Consider the following 16,316-nt stretch of genomic DNA (forward strand, 5'->3'; position numbering starts at 1 on the left):
CCGCCGCGCGGGGGAGGGGGCGTGCGCGGTCTCAGCCGTGCAGCGTCGCGAGCACCTCGTCGATCTCCTCACCACGGGCGTGGGCGAACCCGCGGTCCCGGCCGGTCACCACGAAGCCGCACTTCTCCAGCACCCGGCGTGAGCCGAGGTTGTCGGCCGCGGCCCACGCGTGCAGCGGGCGTGTGGGCGTCTCGCGGAGGAACGCGCGCAGGGCGGCCGTCGCCAGTCCTCGGCCCCAGTGCGCACGGTCCATCCAGTACGTGACGTGGCGGTCGCCGGGCTCGCCGTACGCCCCCACATGGCCCACCACCACACCGTCGGCCACCACCGTGCGCATCACCGCACCGCCGGATCCGGCGCGGATCCGTGCCCAGTGGGCGTCGAACGCGGCGCGGTCGGTGGGGTCCTCGGAGGTGAACGCGGCGACGCGGGTCGCCGCGGGGTCGCTCGTCCAGGCGAAGAACAGCGGCAGGTCGCCGTCCTCCACCGGGCGCAGGACGATCTCGGTCATCAGAGCCTCCGCGTCGCGAGGGTGAGCCGGTCGCGGGCGTCCAGCAGGGCGTCCTTCACCGTCTGTTCGTGGCCGGGGGTGAGGCGGGCGACCGGCACCGAGCAGCTGACCGCGTCGCGGGCGGGCGTCCGGTAGGGGATGGCCACGCCGAAGCAGCGCAGGCCGAGGGTGTTCTCCTCGCGGTCCACCGCGTAGCCCTGCTCCCGGACCAGGCGCAGCTCCTCGATGAGCTTCTCGCGGTCGGTGATGGTGTGTTCGGTCAGCGCGGGGAGCGTCTCGGGGAGCAGCTTGCGGACCTGCTCGTCGCTGTGGGTGGCCAGCAGCGCCTTGCCGAGCGCGGTGGAGTGCGCGGGCAGCCGGCGGCCGACCCGGGTGAAGGGGCGCAGATAGTGCTGGGACTGCCGGGTGGCGAGGTAGACCACGTTCGTGCCGTCGAGCCGGGCCAGGTGGATGGTCTCGGTGGTGTCGTCGGAGAGCCGGTCCAGGGTGGGCCGGGCGGCGGCCACGACCTCGTCGCCGTCGATGTAGGAGGTGCCCACCAGCAGGGCCCGCACCCCGATCCCGTACCGCGTGCCCGTCGCGTCCGTCTCCACCCAGCCGAGCTCCACCAGGGTGCGCAGCAGCATGTAGAGGCTGGACTTCGGGTAGCCCACGGCCTCCTGGACGGTGGCGAGCGAGTGCATGCCGGGGCGCCCCGCGAAGTATTCGAGCAGCTCCACCGTCCGTACCGCGGACTTGACCTGCGCCCCACCGGACTCGGCGACCGACATCGCCCCACGCTCCTTCTCCGGCCTTCGGCCATTGCCAACACGGAAGGCCCGGAAATAGAGTCCGAGCACATTCACGATCAGGAACTCTGTTCAGAATACCGAACGTCTCTGGCCGGTGTTCCAGGACCCGAGGGGAATCACGGTGAGTGCAGCACCAGTCTGGAGTGTCGACCCCCGCAGCGGGAACCCGCGCGAGCAGGTCGCCGTGGAGGCCACCGCCGAGGAGGTCGACCGGGTGGTCCGGGCGGCCCACTCCGTACGCGACGCCCTCGCCGACCGCACGGCACGCGCCGCCTTCCTGCGCGCCGCGGCGGAGCTGCTGGACAAGTCCGGCCCGCACATCATCGAGGCCGCCGACGCGGAGACCGCCCTCGGCCCGGCCCGGCTCACCGGAGAACTCGCGCGCACCGCCGCCCAGTTGCGGGCCTTCGCGGAGGTCGTCGACGAGGGCGCCTACCTCGACATCCGCATCGACCACGAGGACGGCTCCCGCACCCCGCCCTGGCCCGACCTGCGCCGCTGGAAGATCCCGCTCGGGGTCGTCGCCGTCTACGCGGCGAGCAACTTCCCGCTCGCCTTCTCCGTCCCCGGCGGCGACACCGCCAGCGCCCTCGCGGCGGGCTGCCCGGTCGTCGTCAAGGCGCACCCGGGCCACCCTGCCACCTCCGAACTCTGCGTCTCGGTGCTCCGCCGCGCCGCCGCCCGCACCGGTCTGCCCGAGGACGTGGTGACCCTGGTCCACGGCTTCGACGCGGGCGTCGAGCTGATCCGCCACCCACTGGTGAGCGCGGCGGGCTTCACCGGCTCGGTACGCGGCGGCCGCGCCCTGTTCGACGCGGCGGCCGCCCGCCCCGCCCCCATCCCCTTCCACGGCGAACTCGGCTCGCTCAACCCGGTCGTGGTCACCGAGGCGGCCGCCGCCGAGCGTGCCCCGGAGATCGGCGCCGGGCTCGGCGCCTCGATGACCCTGGGCGTCGGCCAGTTCTGCACCAAGCCCGGCCTCGTCCTCGCCCCGACCGGCGACACGGGCGACCGGCTGGTGAAGGCCCTCACCGAGACGGTCAGCTCCGCCGGTTCCGGCGTGATGCTGGACCACCGGATGCGGGACGCCTTCCTCGCAGGCGTACGCGAACGGGCCGCCCTCCCGGACGTCGAGACCCCCGTCACCCCCGGCGCGGGCGGCGAACACACCGTCTCCGCCGGCTTCCTGACCGTCCCGGCCGCCGCCCTGACCGCCGAAGGCCCGCACGACGCGCTCCTGGAGGAGTGCTTCGGCCCGGTCACCGTGATCGCGCGCTACGGCTCCGAGGGCGAGGTCGCCGCCGTACTCGCCCGGCTCCCCGGCAACCTCACCGCCACCCTCCAGACCGCGACGGAGGGCGACGACCCGGAGGCGGCCGGGCTCCTCGCCGCCCTCACCCCGCTCGCCGGGCGCATCCTGGTCAACGGCTGGCCGACCGGCGTCGCCGTCGCCCCGGCCCAGCACCACGGCGGCCCCTACCCCGCCACCACCTCCCCCTCGACCTCGGTCGGCGCGACGGCCATCGAGCGCTGGCTGCGCCCGGTGACGTACCAGAACACCCCCGACCCGCTCCTCCCGCCGGAACTGCGCGAGACCAACCCCCTGGACCTGCCCCGCCGCGTGGACGGCCGCCGCGCGTGACTCTGCACCTGCACCTGCACCTGCACCCGCACTCGCACCCGCACCTGATCGGATTCCGCGCATGACCCTGCACCTGGACGGCCTCCCCTTCGCCCTGGCCCCGGAGGGCCCCGACGGCCGCTGGACCCACGCCGACTCCATGCTCACCGGCCGCGCGGGCCCCGGCCAGGACCTCTTCGTACCGCCGTCCGGTGACGCCCCGGTCTCCGCCACCGACACGCCACGCCTGCTCGGCGCGGTGGGTGACGGCGACTTCCGCCTCCTCGCCCGGGTCCGCCCCGGCCTGGTCGCGGCGGGCGACGCCGGGGCGCTCCACCTCCACCTCGGCGACCACGACTGGGCCAAGCTCTGCCTGGAGCACTCCTCGGGCCTGGCGACCGTGTGCAGCGTCGTCACCCGCGGCCACTCCGACGACGCCAACGCCTTCGTGGTGGAGGACGACAGCTACTGGCTCCGCCTCAGCCGCACCGGCAACGCCTACGCCTTCCACGCCTCCGCCGACGGCGAGACCTGGACCTTCGTCCGCGTCTTCACCCTGGGCACGGCCGAGCAGCGGGCGGCCGCCCGCGTCGGCTTCCTGGTGCAGTCGCCGACCGGCGAGGGCTGCGGCGCGGTCTTCGACCGGATCGCGCTCCTGCCCGGGGGAGTGGAGAACCTGCGCGACGGGCGGTGAGGGACAGCTCGGAGAGAGATCGGAGAGAGAACGGGGGCCGGCCGGTGTCGGCGACGCTGAAATTCGACCAGCGGGCGATAGCCGTGGTGGAGCTGCTGGGAACGACGACGGAGTGCGAGGACTTCGAGGAGGCGCTGCGGGAGAGAAGGTGGCCGGTTCTCCAGAAGGAGGGCGGCCCCTCGACGGCGATGAGCGCACGCACGACCCGCTATCTGCTGGAGTGCCGCTTCCCCGGCAGCCGGGTCAACGCCCGGCGCGGAGCGCGGGAGCGCATCGAGGTGGTGGGGGACGAGCTGCAGCTCGATCTCGTCGTCGAGGTCACCGACCTGGTGGTCAGGGATCCCGAGCACCGGCCGACCTGGTTCGCCTACGAGCGCCCGGAGACGGCTGGCCCCCCGACGAACTCTCCGACGCGTCGGGCGCGGTGGCAGAGGCAGGTCCGGCGGTGGTGTGCGGAACGGCTCGCGCCCTACCGAACGGGGCGTCATATCTCCGCCGCGTCCCGCTCGCGCGCCGAGGAACTCGCCACGCGTACGCTGCCGGGCGCGGTCACCCCCTCGCCGCGCGCGACGGTGCGCCGGCCCATGGCGACTCCGGACCCGGACCCCGGGGCCGTGACCGCGAGGCGGCGGCGGGAGGACCGCGAGATCTTCAAGCTCTGCCACGCCGCGGCGGTCCTCATGATCGCTTCGTCCCTGATCGCCCGCCTCTGGCCGCAGGGCTTCGCCGCCTGGTGGGTGCTGGGCGCGGTGGCGGTCGCGGCTCTGGGGCCGGCCGCCTACTGGCTGACCCGGATCATGCCCGGCAAACCCGGGGCCGCTCTGATGTCGGCGCTGGGGCTCGGCGCGGGCATGGCCGCGGTCGGAACCATGATCGAGCTCTCCGGCGAGCCCGACGGCCCCTCGGGGGCCATGGGCCTGGTGGTCGTCGCCGCCGGCTATGCGGTCTTCACGGGGATCCGCCTGCTGGTACGCCAGTGGAGCTGGCGCGTCGTCGCCCCCTGGCTGCTGCCCGCGGTGCTGCCGCTCGTCCTGGGGTTCTTCCCCTCCCTCGGCCTCGGGCTCCACGCGCTCTATCTGGATGCTTTCGGCCTGAACCTGGAGGATGTGGAGATTCCGAGGCTCTGGCAGGTCATCGCCACGGTCAGGCTGGGGCTCGCGGTCAACCTCTGGCTCGTCGCCCTGGCCGGGCTCGGCTATCTCCAGCATCTCCACTGGTGCGTACGCGACCGATGGATCGGTTTCACCCTTCTCGGCTTCTTCGCCCTGGTGTTGCTGATGTCCGGCGTCTGGAACTTCGGCCTCCAGACAGCCGCCCACGCCGGGGCCGGCGCGGTGCGGGCGGCAGCGTCGGGGAAGGCCGTGGACGCGTATTTCGGCATCTCCCCGCAGTGGGTGTGCGTGCGCCCCATCGGCCCGGTCAAGGACATCCATGTCGACGGAGGGGAGTTCCGCCCCTCCCGTCCGTATCTGAAGATCGGCGACGCGTCCGGAACCGCTGTGCTCTGGGACCCCGCCGAGAAGAGCGCGCTCAAGATGCCCATGGACAAGCTCCGCATCATCCCGGTGGACAAGCCCTCGAAGAGCTGCGCCCCCTCTGTGTGAATCCCTGCGTGAATCTCTGCGTGAATCGCTCCGGCAGGGACGGGCCGCCCCGGGAATCACCAGGTCAGGTTCGGTGTTCGAACGAGAGGCCCGTCCTGTGGGGCGGCCTCCGCACACCCGTCCGCGACCCCCGTCACCCTGGAGAGAAGAAGAGTCATGCGCGTCGAGATCTGGTCCGATATCGCTTGTCCCTGGTGCTACATCGGCAAGGCCCGCTTCGAGAAGGGCCTCGCCGAGTTCGCCCACCGGGACCAGGTCGAGGTCGTGCACCGCTCCTTCGAGCTCGACCCCGGGCGGGCCAAGGGGGAGACCGAGCAGGTCATCGACATGCTGGCCACCAAGTACGGGCGGACCCGCGAGGAGGCCGCCTCGATGGAGGCCAACGTCGCGGCCAACGCGCAGGCCGAGGGGCTCGGATACCGCACCGAGGGCCGGGACCACGGCAACACCTTCGACATCCACCGGCTGCTGCACCTGGCCAAGGCCCGGGGCCGCCAGGACGAGCTGCTGACCCTCGCCTACCGGGCCAACTTCGCCGAGGAGCGGTCCGTCTTCGACGACGACGTGCTGCTCGCCCTCGCCGTGGAGGCCGGGCTCGACGCCGACGAGGCGCGTGCGGTGCTCGCCGACCCCGAGGCGTACGCCGACGAGGTCCGGGCCGACGAGCGCGAGGCGTCCGAGCTGGGCGCCAACGCGGTGCCGTTCTTCGTGCTCGACCGGCGGTACGGGATCTCCGGCGGCCAGCCCTCCGAGGTCTTCGTCCAGGCGCTGGAGCAGGCGTGGAAGGACCGCCCGGCCACCGCGTTGACCACCGTCGGCGGTGACGCGGCGGCCTGCGACACGGACGGCGCCTGTGAGGTTCCGAAGGGCTGAGCGCCAGCCTCGTCCATAAGTATTTCTTGGGTGCGCCCCGCGGATTTCGGCAATTGACTATGAGTCGCGGGGGCTCCAGGCTGGGCGTATGACGATCTCTCCGCTCAGCCAGGTGGCCGCCGCCGAGTTCGCGCCCGAGGTCACGTACCTCAACACCTCCAGCTGGGGGCTGCTGCCCCGCCGCACCATCGCCGCCGTCAAGGCCCTCGCCGACGAGAACGCCGCCGGCCGCCGGATCGGCGCGGGCAGCTTCGACGCGGTGGAGGCGGCCCGGATCGGCTTCGCCCGGCTCGCCGGGGTGCGGCCGGACCGGGTCGCCACCGGCAGCTCGGTCACCGTCCATGTCGGGCTGATCGCCGCCTCGCTCCCGGCGGGCGCCGAAGTCCTGGCGCCCGAGGGGGAGTTCGCCTCCGTCGTCAGCCCGTTCGCGCTCCGCGGCGACCTGCGCATGCGGTACGTCCCGCTCGCGGACCTCGCCGACGCCGTACGGCCCACCACCGCGCTCGTCGCCTTCTCCTCGGTCCAGTCGGCCGACGGCCGGGTCGCCGACCTCGCCGCCGTCCGCGCGGCCGCCGCCGCCCACGGGACCCGCACGCTGCTGGATGCCACCCAGTCGGCGGGCTGGTCCCCGCTGGACGCCGGGGCGTACGACTACACCGTCACCGGCGGGTTCAAGTACCTGCTCTGCCCCCGCGGTACGTCGTTCCTCACCGTGACCGAGGAGGCGCAGGACACCCTGCCGAAGCTCTTCGCCGGGTGGGTCTCCGCCGGGGCCCCCTGGACGAACAACTACGGTCCGCTGGAGCAACTCGCCCCCGGCGCCCGGGGGTTCGACGAGCCGCCCGCCTTCCTCTCGTACCACGGGGCCGAGCACTCCCTCGCGCTGCTCGCGGAGATCGGCACCGACGCGCTGTACGCGCACGCCACCTCGCTCGCCGACCGGCTGCGCTCGGGGCTGACGGAGCTGGGGCACCAGGTGGTGCCGGGGGAGTCGGCGATCGTCTCCGTGCCGGGGCTGGAGCGCCGCCACGACGAGCTCACCCGGGCCGGGATCGCGGTCTCGGCCCCGGCCGGGAATCTGCGGATCTCCTGCCACCTCTACAACACGGAGGCGGATGTGGACCGGGTGCTGGACGTGCTGGGCTGACTGGAGGTGCTGGGCTGAGGGGTCCGGGGCGGTGGTTCAGCCGCGCTCCGGGCACCCCTCCGTCTCCTGGCAGAGGTTGGCCTCCACCTTCGCCAGCAGCCGCGTCAGCTCGGTGCGCTCATCGCTCTCCAGCCCCGCGAGCGTGTGCTCCTCCAGGCTGCTCCACGCGTCCCGCACCGCCGCGTGCAGCGCGCAGCTCTCGTCCGTCGCCTCGACCAGCACGGCCCGCCGGTCGTCCGGGTCGGGGCGGCGGCGTACGTGCCCGGTCTGCTCCAGGCGCTGGAGCATCTTGGTGACCGTGGACGGGTCCAGGTCCAGGGTCCGGATCAGCTCGGACTGGCGGACCGGCCCCGAGTCCCACAGGTGCATCATCAGGAGCTCCTGGCCGGGGTAGAGGCCCAGCCCCTTCAGCAGCTTCCCCGCCGCGATCCGGTGCAGCCGGGCGACGCGCGAGACGGCGTGGCTCACGGGCCCGCCGAGCGCTGCTCCGGGCAGCGCGTCGGTACAGGGGACGTCTGCGGTGGCGGCGTGGCCGGTGTCCATGTCGGGGCTCCTCGGTGCTGCTCCGGTGGGGCTCAGGTGGGGCTTCGATGATGCCCGGCGGCTCTTGCCCACACTTTACCTTGGTCGGCCAAGTAATGAGCTACAGTGACGCCAGTGCCAATGATTGGCCGACCACATATTTTGCCGGCCGGTCCCGTACCCCTTGCTCCTTGCCGCAGATTCTTTGGAGAGCCCGCATGACCACCGCATTCGACCCGATCGACCTGTCCGGCACCCCGCTGGCCAACCGCATCGTGATGGCCCCGATGACCCGGAGCCGAGCGGGCGAGGGCGGTACGGCCACCGAGCTGACGGCCGCCTACTACGCCCAGCGCGCCTCGGCCGGCCTCGTCATCACCGAGGGCATCCAGCCCTCCGTCGTGGGCCAGGGCTACCCCTTCACGCCGGGGCTGCACAGCGCCGAGCAGGTCGCCTCCTGGCGCAAGGTCACCGACGCGGTGCACGCCGAGGGCGGCCGCATCTTCGCCCAGATCATGCACGCGGGCCGCATCGGCCACCCGGTCCTGCTCCCCGAAGGACTGGTCCCGGTCGGCCCCTCCCCGGTCAGGGCCGAGGGACAGGTCTACACCCACGAGGGCCCCAAGGACTTCGTGGAGCCGCACGAGCTGACCGACGCCGAGATCCGGCAGACCATCGCCGACTTCGTCTCCGCCTCCCGCAACGCGATCGAGGCCGGGTTCGACGGTGTGGAGCTGCATGGCGCCAACGGCTACCTCATCCACCAGTTCCTCGCGCCCAACACCAACCTGCGCACCGACGCGTGGGGCGGTTCGGAGACCGGCCGCACCCGGTTCGCCGTGGAGGTCGTCAAGGCGGTCGCGGCCGAGATCGGCGCGGCGCGCACCGCGCTGCGCATCTCGCCCTCGAACGTCTACAACGACATCGACGAGCCCGCCCCGGAGGCCGTCTACACCGCGCTGGCCCAGGAGATCGAGCCGCTGGGCCTCGCCTACCTGCACATCCTGGAGGGCGCCCCGATCCGCGAGCTGACCCTCACCCTGCGCAAGATCTTCACCGGCACCGTCCTGATCAACGTGCACTCCGACGGGCCGACCGGGCCGGACGCCCACACCGTGATCGACGACGGGATCGCCGACCTCATCTCGTACGGCGTGCTCTTCCTCGCCAACCCGGACCTGCCCGCCCGGCTCAAGGCCGGGGGTCCCTTCAACACCCCCGACCCGTCGTCCTTCTTCGGCGGCGACGCCAAGGGCTACACCGACTACCCGGCGCTCGACGCCGTCTGATCCTCCAGAGGCCGCCCGTCCCACCGCCATGACGTGCGGCGCGGGTGGTCCGGCAGTCCGGCGCGGCCGGTGGCCCAGAGCAGCACGGTCCACCGGTCCCCGCCCGCCGGGGCGTCGGGGAAGAGCCGGGCCAGCACCCGGTCGCAGAGCGCGGTCGGCGGCGCCCACGCAAGGCCCAGCCCCTCGGCGAGGTCATGGGTGTGCACCAGGGTCTCCACCACACCCATCGCGGCGAAGCCCTCCGGGTCGGAGACCCCGTAGACGTGGTAAGCGCGCACCTCCGGCGGCGTCGTCCGCACCATCGAGGCCAGCAGCGCACCGCTCGCCTCCAGCGTCGCCAGCAGCCCGGCGGGCCCGGCCGCCCGGTCGGCGAAGAGCAGGCTGTACGGCCCGCCCGGGCGTTCGGAGGTCCATCGGAGGGGGAGGTTCCGCTCCAGCGGAGGTGTGCGCGGACCCAGCCGCACGGCGTACGAGACGAGATCGTCGCCCAGATGCTCCGCCGTCTCCCAGCACGTCCACTCCAGCGTTCCGGCGAGGGCCTCCCAGCGGTCCGCCGGGGCCCCGGCCAACGTGTCCACCGCGAGCCGGACGGCGGTCGTCACATCGTCGGCGGTGACCGGCAGCCGGGTCCCGGTCAGCGCGGCCCGCTCGGCGGCGGAACACTCCACACAGAACTCGTTGCCCTCGGGATCCGCCAGCACCGCCCACCCCCGCCCGTTCGCCTTGCGGTGGTCCTCCAGCAGGGTGGCGCCGAGCGCGAGGAGCCGCTCGACCTCCTCGTCCCGGGTGCGGTCCTGCGGCCGGATGTCGAGGTGGACCCGGTTCCTGACGGTCTTCGCGTCGGGCCCCTGGACGAAGAGGATCGCCGCGCCGGGGGTTTCGAGCAGGGCCTCCGGATCGCCGGGGAAGTCGTCGTCGGCGAGCGGGGCGCCGAGCACCTTCGACCAGAAGCTGCCGAGCGCGTGGGCGTCGGCGCAGCCGACGGTGATGTGCCGTACATGGGAAGTCATGGCCGCCACCCTCTCCGGCGGCCGGTGGCGGGGTCCAGCGAGTTACGCGGCGAGGGCCCGGGACGGCGTACCGTCCCGGGCCCATCACGCAGGCGTGTGCCGCTACTTCACCGGGGTGAAGTCCCGCGCCCCGATGAACTCGGGGCGGCGGATCGGCGCCGCGAACGGCTCCTGCGCCTCGTTCTCCACGCTGTTGAAGACGATGAAGACGTTCGAGCGCGCGTACGGGGTGATGTTGTCGCCCGAGCCGTGCATGGCGTTGCAGTCGAACCAGGTCGCCGAACCGGCCTTGCCCGTGAAGAGCCTGATGCCGTGGCGGTCGGCCATCTTCGTCAGCGCCTCGTCGGACGGGGTGCCGGCGTCCTGCATCTGGAGCGACTTCTTGTAGTTGTCCTTCGGCGTCTCGCCCGCACAGCCGAGGAACGACTTGTGCGAACCGGGCATGATCATCAGCCCGCCGTTGGTGTCGAAGTTCTCGGTGAGCGCGATCGACACGGAGACGGTCCGCATGTTCGGCAGACCGTCCTCGGCGTGCCACGTCTCGAAGTCCGAGTGCCAGTAGAAGCCCGTGGCCCCGAAGCCCGGCTTCACGTTGATCCGGGACTGGTGGACGTACACGTCCGACCCGAGGATCTGGCGGGCCCGGCCCACCACCCGCTCGTCGCGGACCAGAGCGGCGAAGACCTCGCTGATCTTGTGGACCTCGAAGACGGACCGTACGTTCTGCGACTGCTTCTCCACGATGGAGCGCTCGTCGGCACGGATCGCCGGGTCGGTGATCAGCCGGTTCAGCTCCGCCTCGTAGACGGCGACCTCGTCCGGGGTGATGAGCTGGTCGACGGTGAGGAAGCCGTCGTGCTCGTAGCCCTGGAGATCCTTGGCGGCGATCGGGCCCGGTGCGCCCGGCGCGGACCAGATGACCGGGTCCTGGCGGGGAGTGGTCATCTCGGCGGCGCCGCGCGAGGGGTACAGATCGGCGCGTACTTCGGTGGTCATGGTGGTTCAGGCCTCCTCGGTCAGCAGTGGGTAGACACCGTTCTCGTCATGGTCCTCCCGTCCGGTGACGGGGGGGTTGAAGACGCACACGCAGCGGAAGTCGGTCTTGGGCCGCAGGGTGTGCCGCTCATGCCCGTCCAGCAGGTACATCGTGCCGGGGGAGATCCAGTGGGTCTCGCCGGTCTCGTCGTTGGTGAGCTCGGCCTCGCCCTCGGTGCACAGGACGGCCTCGATGTGGTTCGCGTACCACATGGAGGTCTCCGTACCCGCGTAGAGCACGGTCTCGTGGAGCGAGAAGCCCACCTTCTCCTTGGCGAGCACGATGCGCTTGCTCTCCCAGGTGCCGGACGCGGACTTCACATGCCGGTCGGTGTTCTCGATGTCCTTGAACGATCGGACGATCACAGTGAGCAGTGCCTTTCTCTTGAACTCCGCCCCGGGCCCCGCGGGCCCGGGGCGCTACTTCCCGCCTGCCCCGGACTCGCCGGGTCAGGCCGTCTCGCGGACGCAGCGGGCCAGCGTGCGCAGCCCCTCGTCCAGCTCCTCGGTGGTGATGGTCAGCGGCGGCAGCAGCTTGACGACCTCGCTCTGCGGGCCGGACGTCTCCAGCAGCAGCCCCAGCTGGAAGGCGCGGGCGCAGACCGCCGAGGCGCGCGCCGGGTCCTCGAACTCCATGCCCCAGACCAGGCCGCGGCCGCGGAACTGCGCGGTCGGCTCCTCGGCGCAGATCGCCAGCAGCGCCTGCTCGACCTGGAGGCCGCGCTCCTTGGTCTGCTGCTCCACCCGGCCGTCGGCCCAGTAGGCGTCCAGCGCGGCGGCGGCCGTGACGAAGGCCGGGTTGTTGCCGCGGAAGGTGCCGTTGTGCTCGCCCGGCTCCCAGATGTCCAGCTCCGGCTTGAACAGGCACAGCGACATGGGCAGGCCGTAGCCGCTGATGGACTTGGAGAGCGTGACGATGTCCGGGACGATGCCGGCCTCCTCGAAGGAGAAGAAGCCGCCGGTACGGCCGCAGCCCATCTGGATGTCGTCGACGATCAGCAGCATGTCCTGGCGCTCGCACAGCTCCTTGAGCGCGCGCAGCCACTCGGGGCGCGCGACGTTGATACCGCCCTCGCCCTGGACCGTCTCCACGATCACGGCGGCGGGCTTGTTCAGCCCGGAGCCCTGGTCCTCGAGGAGCCGCTCGAACCAGAGGAAGTCCGGGACGGTGCCGTCGAAGTAGTTGTCGAACGGCATCGGGGTGCCGTGCACCAGCGGGATCCCGGCGCCGGCCCGCTTGAACGCGTTGCCGGTGACGGCGAGCGAGCCCAGCGACATGCCGTGGAAGGCGTTGGTGAACGAGACGACGGACTCGCGGCCCTTGACCTTGCGGGCCAGCTTGAGCGCCGACTCGACGGCGTTGGTGCCGGTCGGGCCGGGGAACATCACCTTGTACGGGAGGTCGCGCGGGCGCAGGATGACGTTCTGGAACGTCTCCAGGAAGGCGCGCTTGGCGGTGGTCGCCATGTCCAGGCCGTGGGTGATGCCGTCGCGCTCGATGTAGTCGATCAGCGCTCGTTTCAGCACCGGGTTGTTGTGGCCGTAGTTGAGCGAGCCGGCCCCGGCGAAGAAGTCCAGGTAGGAGTGGCCGTCCTCGTCGGTCAGCCGGGCGCCCTGCGCGCGGTCGAACACGGCGGGCCAGCCGCGGCAGTAGCTACGGACCTCCGACTCCAGGGTCTCGAAGACGCTCAGTGCGGGCGGTGTGATGGTCACAGCGGATCTCCTGCGTGAGGGGGTGTGACGGGCAGTGGTCGGTGCTCCCTGCCGCACGGAGGCGGCCGGGACCGCGCCGGGTGGTCGGCCGGCGCGAAAAGTCGTGGGGAAACCGGCGTACGGGTCAGGTACGCCGGGCCGGGAACGGAGCAGCCTGTCCGCTCAGGGCGGCCCAGGTGGCTCAGGTGGCTCAGTCGGCGAAGGGGCCGATCCGGTAGAGGACCTCCGGCAGGTGCGTCCCCTCGGGGAACAGCACCCCGTCGAAGAGGACCTCCTGCTCCAGCGGGACGTCGTGCCGCTGGGCGTAGGACGTGAACAGCCGGTCGGAGGCGGTGTTGTCCGGGGTGATCGTCGTCTCGACGCAGGAGAGCCCCTGGTCGGAGGCGACGCGGGCGGTCAGCGCGTCCAGCAGGGTGGCGGCGAGTCCCTTGCCACGATGTGCCTGGTCGACGGCCACCTGCCAGACGACGAGGGTCTCGGGGCGGTCGGGCCTGATGTAGCCGGTGACGAAGGCGATCGGCTCGCCGTCCTCGCCACGGGCGACGGCGGACGTCGCGGCGAAGTCACGACACCACAGCAGGTAGCTGTACGAGGAGTTCAGGTCCAGGACCTCGGAGTCGCGGGCGATGCGCCAGATCGCGGCTCCGTCCTCCACTCGTGGCGTGTCGATACTCAGGAATTCGCTTCGGGCACGGGCAAAATCTGCTGGTGCGGCGGTCATGCGAATTGAATTTACCCAGCAAATTTCTAAATTGCATCGAGGCAAAGGGTTGGGTGACGCGCCCGTCTGTGTTATCAGGCGTGCGTGAGACCCCCCACGATCCGGGTACGATTTCCCGCTCTTTGTCCCGAATTTTTCGGGCATAACGCCGTCGGTGTGGAGTCGGTCACAGGGTTGTAACTCCTCTGAGACGTGTCCGAATCATGCAGTTCGGGCCCCGGGAAAACTCCTGCGTTTAGGGGGCGGGAAAGCGGGCAGAAGAATGCGGGGAGCTGCTTTCGATAAAGCAGCTCCCCGCATTATGAATATCAGAGGTCCGGCGAGGTTTCCGTCACCGCACGGCGGGCATCTTCGAAGTCGACCCGTCGGCCCGCGTCGCCCAGCGCCGCCCCCAGAGCCGCGAGCGAGGACAGCACCGCCCCCCGCGTCGCATCCGCCCCGTAGTGATTGACCCGGATCATCTCCTTGGCCAGCGCCCCGCCGCCCGCGATGAGCGGCAGCGAGGGCTCCAGCTCCAGCGCCCGCGCGACCAGCGCGGAGGCGTCGGTCCCCGCCGGGGCGCGCAGCGTCGTGGCCACCGGAGCGGCGTCCCGCGCATCGAGGACGTACGGCTCCAGACCGCCGCCCAGCGCCACCGCACCCGCCCGGGTCGCCGCGGCGGCCGAGGCGTGGCGGGCCATCACCGCGTCCAGGCCCTCCTCCTCGATCCGCTCCAGGCACGCCTCCAGGCCCAGCATCTCCAGCTGCGCCGGAGCGTGCGGCAGCGCCGTGCGGCCGCCGTCGATCCAGCGCTCCTTCCAGTCCAGGAGCGAGAGGTACGAGCGGCGCGGGGCGGCCGGGTTGGCGGTGATCCGCTGCCAGGCACGCTCGCTCACCGACACCGCCGACACCCCGGCCGGACCGCCCATCGCCTTCTGCGCGCCGATCACGCACAGGTCGACGCCCCAGGCGTCCGGCAGCAGCGGCTCGGCGCCCACCGAGGCGACCGCGTCCAGCATGAACAGCGCCCCGTGCGCCCGGACCACCTCACCGATCTCCGCGACCGGGTTGGTGTTGCCGGTCGCCGCCTCGGCGTGCACCAGGGAGACGAAGTCGATCTCCGGGTGCTCGGCGAGCGCGTCGGCGACCTGGCCGGCGGTCACCGCGGTGTGGAAGGGCACGGCGAGGTCGACGACCTCGGCGCCGCAGTCCCGCAGCCAGTTGCCGAAGGTCTGCCCGTACGGTCCGGTGACCACGTTCAGCGCGGTCGAGCCGGGGCGGGCACCGCTGCGGATGCAGCCCTCCAGCGGCAGGAGCGCCTCGCCCTGCGTGATGACGACGTCCTGCTCGGTGGCGAGGAGCGCGGCCACCCGTCGCTCGATGGCCGCGAAGTGCGCGGCGGTCAGCGGGGGGAGGTCGAGGAAGGGGTGCGTCACGGCGGGGCTCTCTTCGGGTTCGGTCGGCGGTCGACAGGCTCCAGCAGCCTACCGAGGGCCTCGTACAGTGCCGCGTATGAGTGATCAGATGAGCGGTCGGGACGGGCAGCGGGTGCTGCGGGTGAGGGGACGGGTCCTCGTCGGCCCGGACGAGGTGCGGGACGGACTGTGGGCCGTCGACGGGCGGATCACCTTCGACCGGCCGCCGGGCGCGGACCGCGCGGAGACCGTCACGGGCTGGGCGCTGCCCGGCCTCGTCGACGCGCACTGCCATGTCGGCCTGGACCGGCACGGCCCGGTCGACGCGGCGACCGCCGAGAAGCAGGCGCTCACCGACCGGGAGGCCGGGACCCTGCTCATCCGGGACGCCGGATCGCCCTCCGACACCCGCTGGATCGACGACCGCGAGGACCTCCCGAAGATCATCCGGGCCGGCCGCCACATCGCCAGGACCCGCCGCTACATCCGTAACTACGCCCATGAGATCGAGCCCGGGGACCTCGTCGCGTACGTCGCCCAGGAGGCCCGGCGCGGCGACGGCTGGGTCAAGCTGGTGGGGGACTGGATCGACCGGGACGCGGGCGATCTCACCGCCTGCTGGCCGCGCGGCGAGGTCGAGGCGGCCATCGCCGAGGCGCACCGGCTGGGCGCCCGCGTCACCGCGCACTGCTTCGCCGAGGCCGCGCTGCGCGATCTGGTGGAGGCGGGTATCGACTGCATCGAGCACGCCACCGGCCTCACCGAGGAGACGATCCCGCTCTTCGCCGAGCGGGGCGTCGCGATCGTCCCGACGCTGGTCAACATCGCCACGTTCCCCGACCTCGCGGCGGGCGGCGAGGCCAAGTTCCCGCGCTGGTCGGCCCATATGCGGCAGCTGTACGAGCGACGCTACGACACCGTGCGCGCCGCGTACGACGCCGGCATCCCGGTCTACGTCGGCACCGACGCGGGCGGCTCGCTGGCGCACGGCCTGGTCGCGGGCGAGGTCGCCGAACTCGTGAAGGCGGGCATCCCGGCCCTGGAGGCCCTCTCCGCCACCGCGTGGGGGGCGAGGCGGTGGCTGGGGCGGCCGGGCCTTGAGGAGGGCGCTCCGGCCGACCTGGTCGTTTACGACGAGGATCCGCGCGCGGACGTCCGGGTGCTGGCCGCCCCGCGCCACATCGTGCTGAACGGGCGGGTGATCGGCTGAGGTGGCGCCGGGTTGACAGGCAGTGACGGATGCGGCCCCCGGCTCGTTGGTTTTGCCCGGCCCGTCGCCGCTCTCGGCTCGCACCTGGCTCACACCGTGTGAAACGGGTGACGGAGTGAGGCAGGAGGGAACGCACGTGCCGAAAGATTCGAATATGCGCGCGGAAACCCCCCTTTGGGGT

Annotated in this window: 16 protein-coding genes; 7 read left to right on the top strand and 9 right to left on the bottom strand. The window is 72.1% G+C overall.

What is annotated here, in order from left to right; genetic code table 11:
* Positions 1-31 precede the first annotated feature (31 nt).
* Together R2B67_RS29130 and R2B67_RS29135 are read right to left on the bottom strand one after the other, a co-directional pair.
* Positions 32-511, bottom strand: coding sequence for a GNAT family N-acetyltransferase (locus R2B67_RS29130; RefSeq protein WP_109977222.1), 480 nt, complete (start codon positions 509-511; stop codon positions 32-34).
* Positions 511-1,281: an IclR family transcriptional regulator gene (locus tag R2B67_RS29135; RefSeq protein WP_237325249.1), complete on the bottom strand. Its 771-nt coding sequence runs from the start codon at positions 1,279-1,281 to the stop codon at positions 511-513. The genes R2B67_RS29130 and R2B67_RS29135 overlap by 1 nt, the downstream gene beginning before the upstream one ends.
* A 142-nt stretch (positions 1,282-1,423) precedes the next feature.
* Here R2B67_RS29135 and R2B67_RS29140 point away from each other — a divergent pair, with 142 nt between their 5' ends.
* The 5 genes from R2B67_RS29140 to R2B67_RS29160 all read left to right on the top strand — a co-directional run bounded on the left by R2B67_RS29140 (position 1,424) and on the right by R2B67_RS29160 (position 7,241).
* Complete coding sequence (locus R2B67_RS29140) at positions 1,424-2,944, top strand: aldehyde dehydrogenase (NADP(+)) (RefSeq protein ID WP_317822204.1); 1,521 nt, start codon at positions 1,424-1,426, stop codon at positions 2,942-2,944.
* Positions 2,945-3,005: 61 nt separating this feature from the next.
* Positions 3,006-3,617: a DUF1349 domain-containing protein gene (locus R2B67_RS29145; RefSeq protein WP_317822206.1), complete on the top strand. Its 612-nt coding sequence runs from the start codon at positions 3,006-3,008 to the stop codon at positions 3,615-3,617.
* Between the two features lie 44 nt (positions 3,618-3,661).
* Positions 3,662-5,221 (top strand): hypothetical protein, encoded by a 1,560-nt coding sequence (locus tag R2B67_RS29150; protein WP_317822208.1) that lies wholly within the window; start codon positions 3,662-3,664, stop codon positions 5,219-5,221.
* A 156-nt stretch (positions 5,222-5,377) separates the two neighbouring features.
* Positions 5,378-6,094 carry a DsbA family oxidoreductase gene (locus R2B67_RS29155; protein ID WP_161268011.1) on the top strand — a complete coding sequence of 239 codons (717 nt, stop codon included), beginning with the start codon at positions 5,378-5,380 and terminating at the stop codon, positions 6,092-6,094.
* An 88-nt stretch (positions 6,095-6,182) separates the two neighbouring features.
* On the top strand, positions 6,183-7,241 hold the full coding sequence (locus R2B67_RS29160; protein ID WP_317822212.1) for an aminotransferase class V-fold PLP-dependent enzyme: 1,059 nt from the start codon (positions 6,183-6,185) through the stop codon (positions 7,239-7,241).
* A 36-nt stretch (positions 7,242-7,277) separates the two neighbouring features.
* Here R2B67_RS29160 and R2B67_RS29165 read toward each other — a convergent pair whose 3' ends face one another.
* Positions 7,278-7,784 carry a MarR family winged helix-turn-helix transcriptional regulator gene (locus R2B67_RS29165; protein WP_317822214.1) on the bottom strand — a complete coding sequence of 169 codons (507 nt, stop codon included), beginning with the start codon at positions 7,782-7,784 and terminating at the stop codon, positions 7,278-7,280.
* Between the two features lie 197 nt (positions 7,785-7,981).
* Between R2B67_RS29165 and R2B67_RS29170 the strand changes: the two genes are divergently transcribed.
* On the top strand, positions 7,982-9,052 hold the full coding sequence (locus R2B67_RS29170) for an alkene reductase (RefSeq protein WP_317822216.1): 1,071 nt from the start codon (positions 7,982-7,984) through the stop codon (positions 9,050-9,052).
* On the opposite strand, the gene R2B67_RS29175 is transcribed toward R2B67_RS29170, so the two are convergent.
* The 6 genes from R2B67_RS29175 to R2B67_RS29200 all read right to left on the bottom strand — a co-directional run bounded on the left by R2B67_RS29175 (position 9,028) and on the right by R2B67_RS29200 (position 14,946).
* Positions 9,028-10,062, bottom strand: a complete 1,035-nt coding sequence (locus R2B67_RS29175; RefSeq protein WP_317822217.1) for a VOC family protein — start codon at positions 10,060-10,062, stop codon at positions 9,028-9,030. The two genes, R2B67_RS29170 and R2B67_RS29175, sit on opposite strands and share 25 nt — an antisense overlap.
* A gap of 102 nt (positions 10,063-10,164) precedes the next feature.
* Positions 10,165-11,058 (bottom strand): ectoine hydroxylase, encoded by an 894-nt coding sequence (gene thpD, locus R2B67_RS29180; protein WP_018512206.1) that lies wholly within the window; start codon positions 11,056-11,058, stop codon positions 10,165-10,167.
* Between the two features lie 6 nt (positions 11,059-11,064).
* Positions 11,065-11,463: an ectoine synthase gene (locus tag R2B67_RS29185; RefSeq protein ID WP_018512207.1), complete on the bottom strand. Its 399-nt coding sequence runs from the start codon at positions 11,461-11,463 to the stop codon at positions 11,065-11,067.
* An 84-nt stretch (positions 11,464-11,547) separates the two neighbouring features.
* Entirely contained in the window at positions 11,548-12,810 is a 1,263-nt protein-coding gene (gene ectB / locus R2B67_RS29190; RefSeq protein WP_161263391.1) for a diaminobutyrate--2-oxoglutarate transaminase, read from the bottom strand.
* Positions 12,811-13,000: 190 nt separating this feature from the next.
* The gene (ectA, locus tag R2B67_RS29195) at positions 13,001-13,531 is read right to left on the bottom strand and encodes a diaminobutyrate acetyltransferase (RefSeq protein WP_078533124.1); all 531 of its coding nucleotides are present in this window, start codon (positions 13,529-13,531) and stop codon (positions 13,001-13,003) included.
* Between the two features lie 308 nt (positions 13,532-13,839).
* Entirely contained in the window at positions 13,840-14,946 is a 1,107-nt protein-coding gene (locus R2B67_RS29200; RefSeq protein ID WP_317822219.1) for a pyridoxal-phosphate-dependent aminotransferase family protein, read from the bottom strand.
* A 112-nt stretch (positions 14,947-15,058) separates the two neighbouring features.
* Here R2B67_RS29200 and R2B67_RS29205 point away from each other — a divergent pair, with 112 nt between their 5' ends.
* Positions 15,059-16,135 carry an amidohydrolase family protein gene (locus tag R2B67_RS29205; protein WP_381075220.1) on the top strand — a complete coding sequence of 359 codons (1,077 nt, stop codon included), beginning with the start codon at positions 15,059-15,061 and terminating at the stop codon, positions 16,133-16,135.
* The last annotated feature ends 181 nt before the right edge of the window (positions 16,136-16,316 follow it).

It is taken from the genome of Streptomyces cyaneofuscatus (assembly GCF_033109485.1).
GTDB lineage: Bacteria > Actinomycetota > Actinomycetes > Streptomycetales > Streptomycetaceae > Streptomyces > Streptomyces cyaneofuscatus.

Excerpts from the sequence above, each read along its gene's own strand:
- R2B67_RS29155 (WP_161268011.1), top strand. The coding sequence starts at position 5,378 with ATGCGCGTCGAGATCTGGTCCGATATCGCTTGTCCCTGGTGCTACATC.
- thpD (WP_018512206.1), bottom strand. The coding sequence starts at position 11,058 with ATGACCACCGAAGTACGCGCCGATCTGTACCCCTCGCGCGGCGCCGCC.
- R2B67_RS29175 (WP_317822217.1), bottom strand. The coding sequence starts at position 10,062 with ATGACTTCCCATGTACGGCACATCACCGTCGGCTGCGCCGACGCCCAC.
- R2B67_RS29160 (WP_317822212.1), top strand. The coding sequence starts at position 6,183 with ATGACGATCTCTCCGCTCAGCCAGGTGGCCGCCGCCGAGTTCGCGCCC.
- R2B67_RS29145 (WP_317822206.1), top strand. The coding sequence starts at position 3,006 with ATGACCCTGCACCTGGACGGCCTCCCCTTCGCCCTGGCCCCGGAGGGC.
- R2B67_RS29170 (WP_317822216.1), top strand. The coding sequence starts at position 7,982 with ATGACCACCGCATTCGACCCGATCGACCTGTCCGGCACCCCGCTGGCC.
- R2B67_RS29165 (WP_317822214.1), bottom strand. The coding sequence starts at position 7,784 with ATGGACACCGGCCACGCCGCCACCGCAGACGTCCCCTGTACCGACGCG.
- R2B67_RS29130 (WP_109977222.1), bottom strand. The coding sequence starts at position 511 with ATGACCGAGATCGTCCTGCGCCCGGTGGAGGACGGCGACCTGCCGCTG.
- ectA (WP_078533124.1), bottom strand. The coding sequence starts at position 13,531 with ATGACCGCCGCACCAGCAGATTTTGCCCGTGCCCGAAGCGAATTCCTG.
- R2B67_RS29135 (WP_237325249.1), bottom strand. The coding sequence starts at position 1,281 with ATGTCGGTCGCCGAGTCCGGTGGGGCGCAGGTCAAGTCCGCGGTACGG.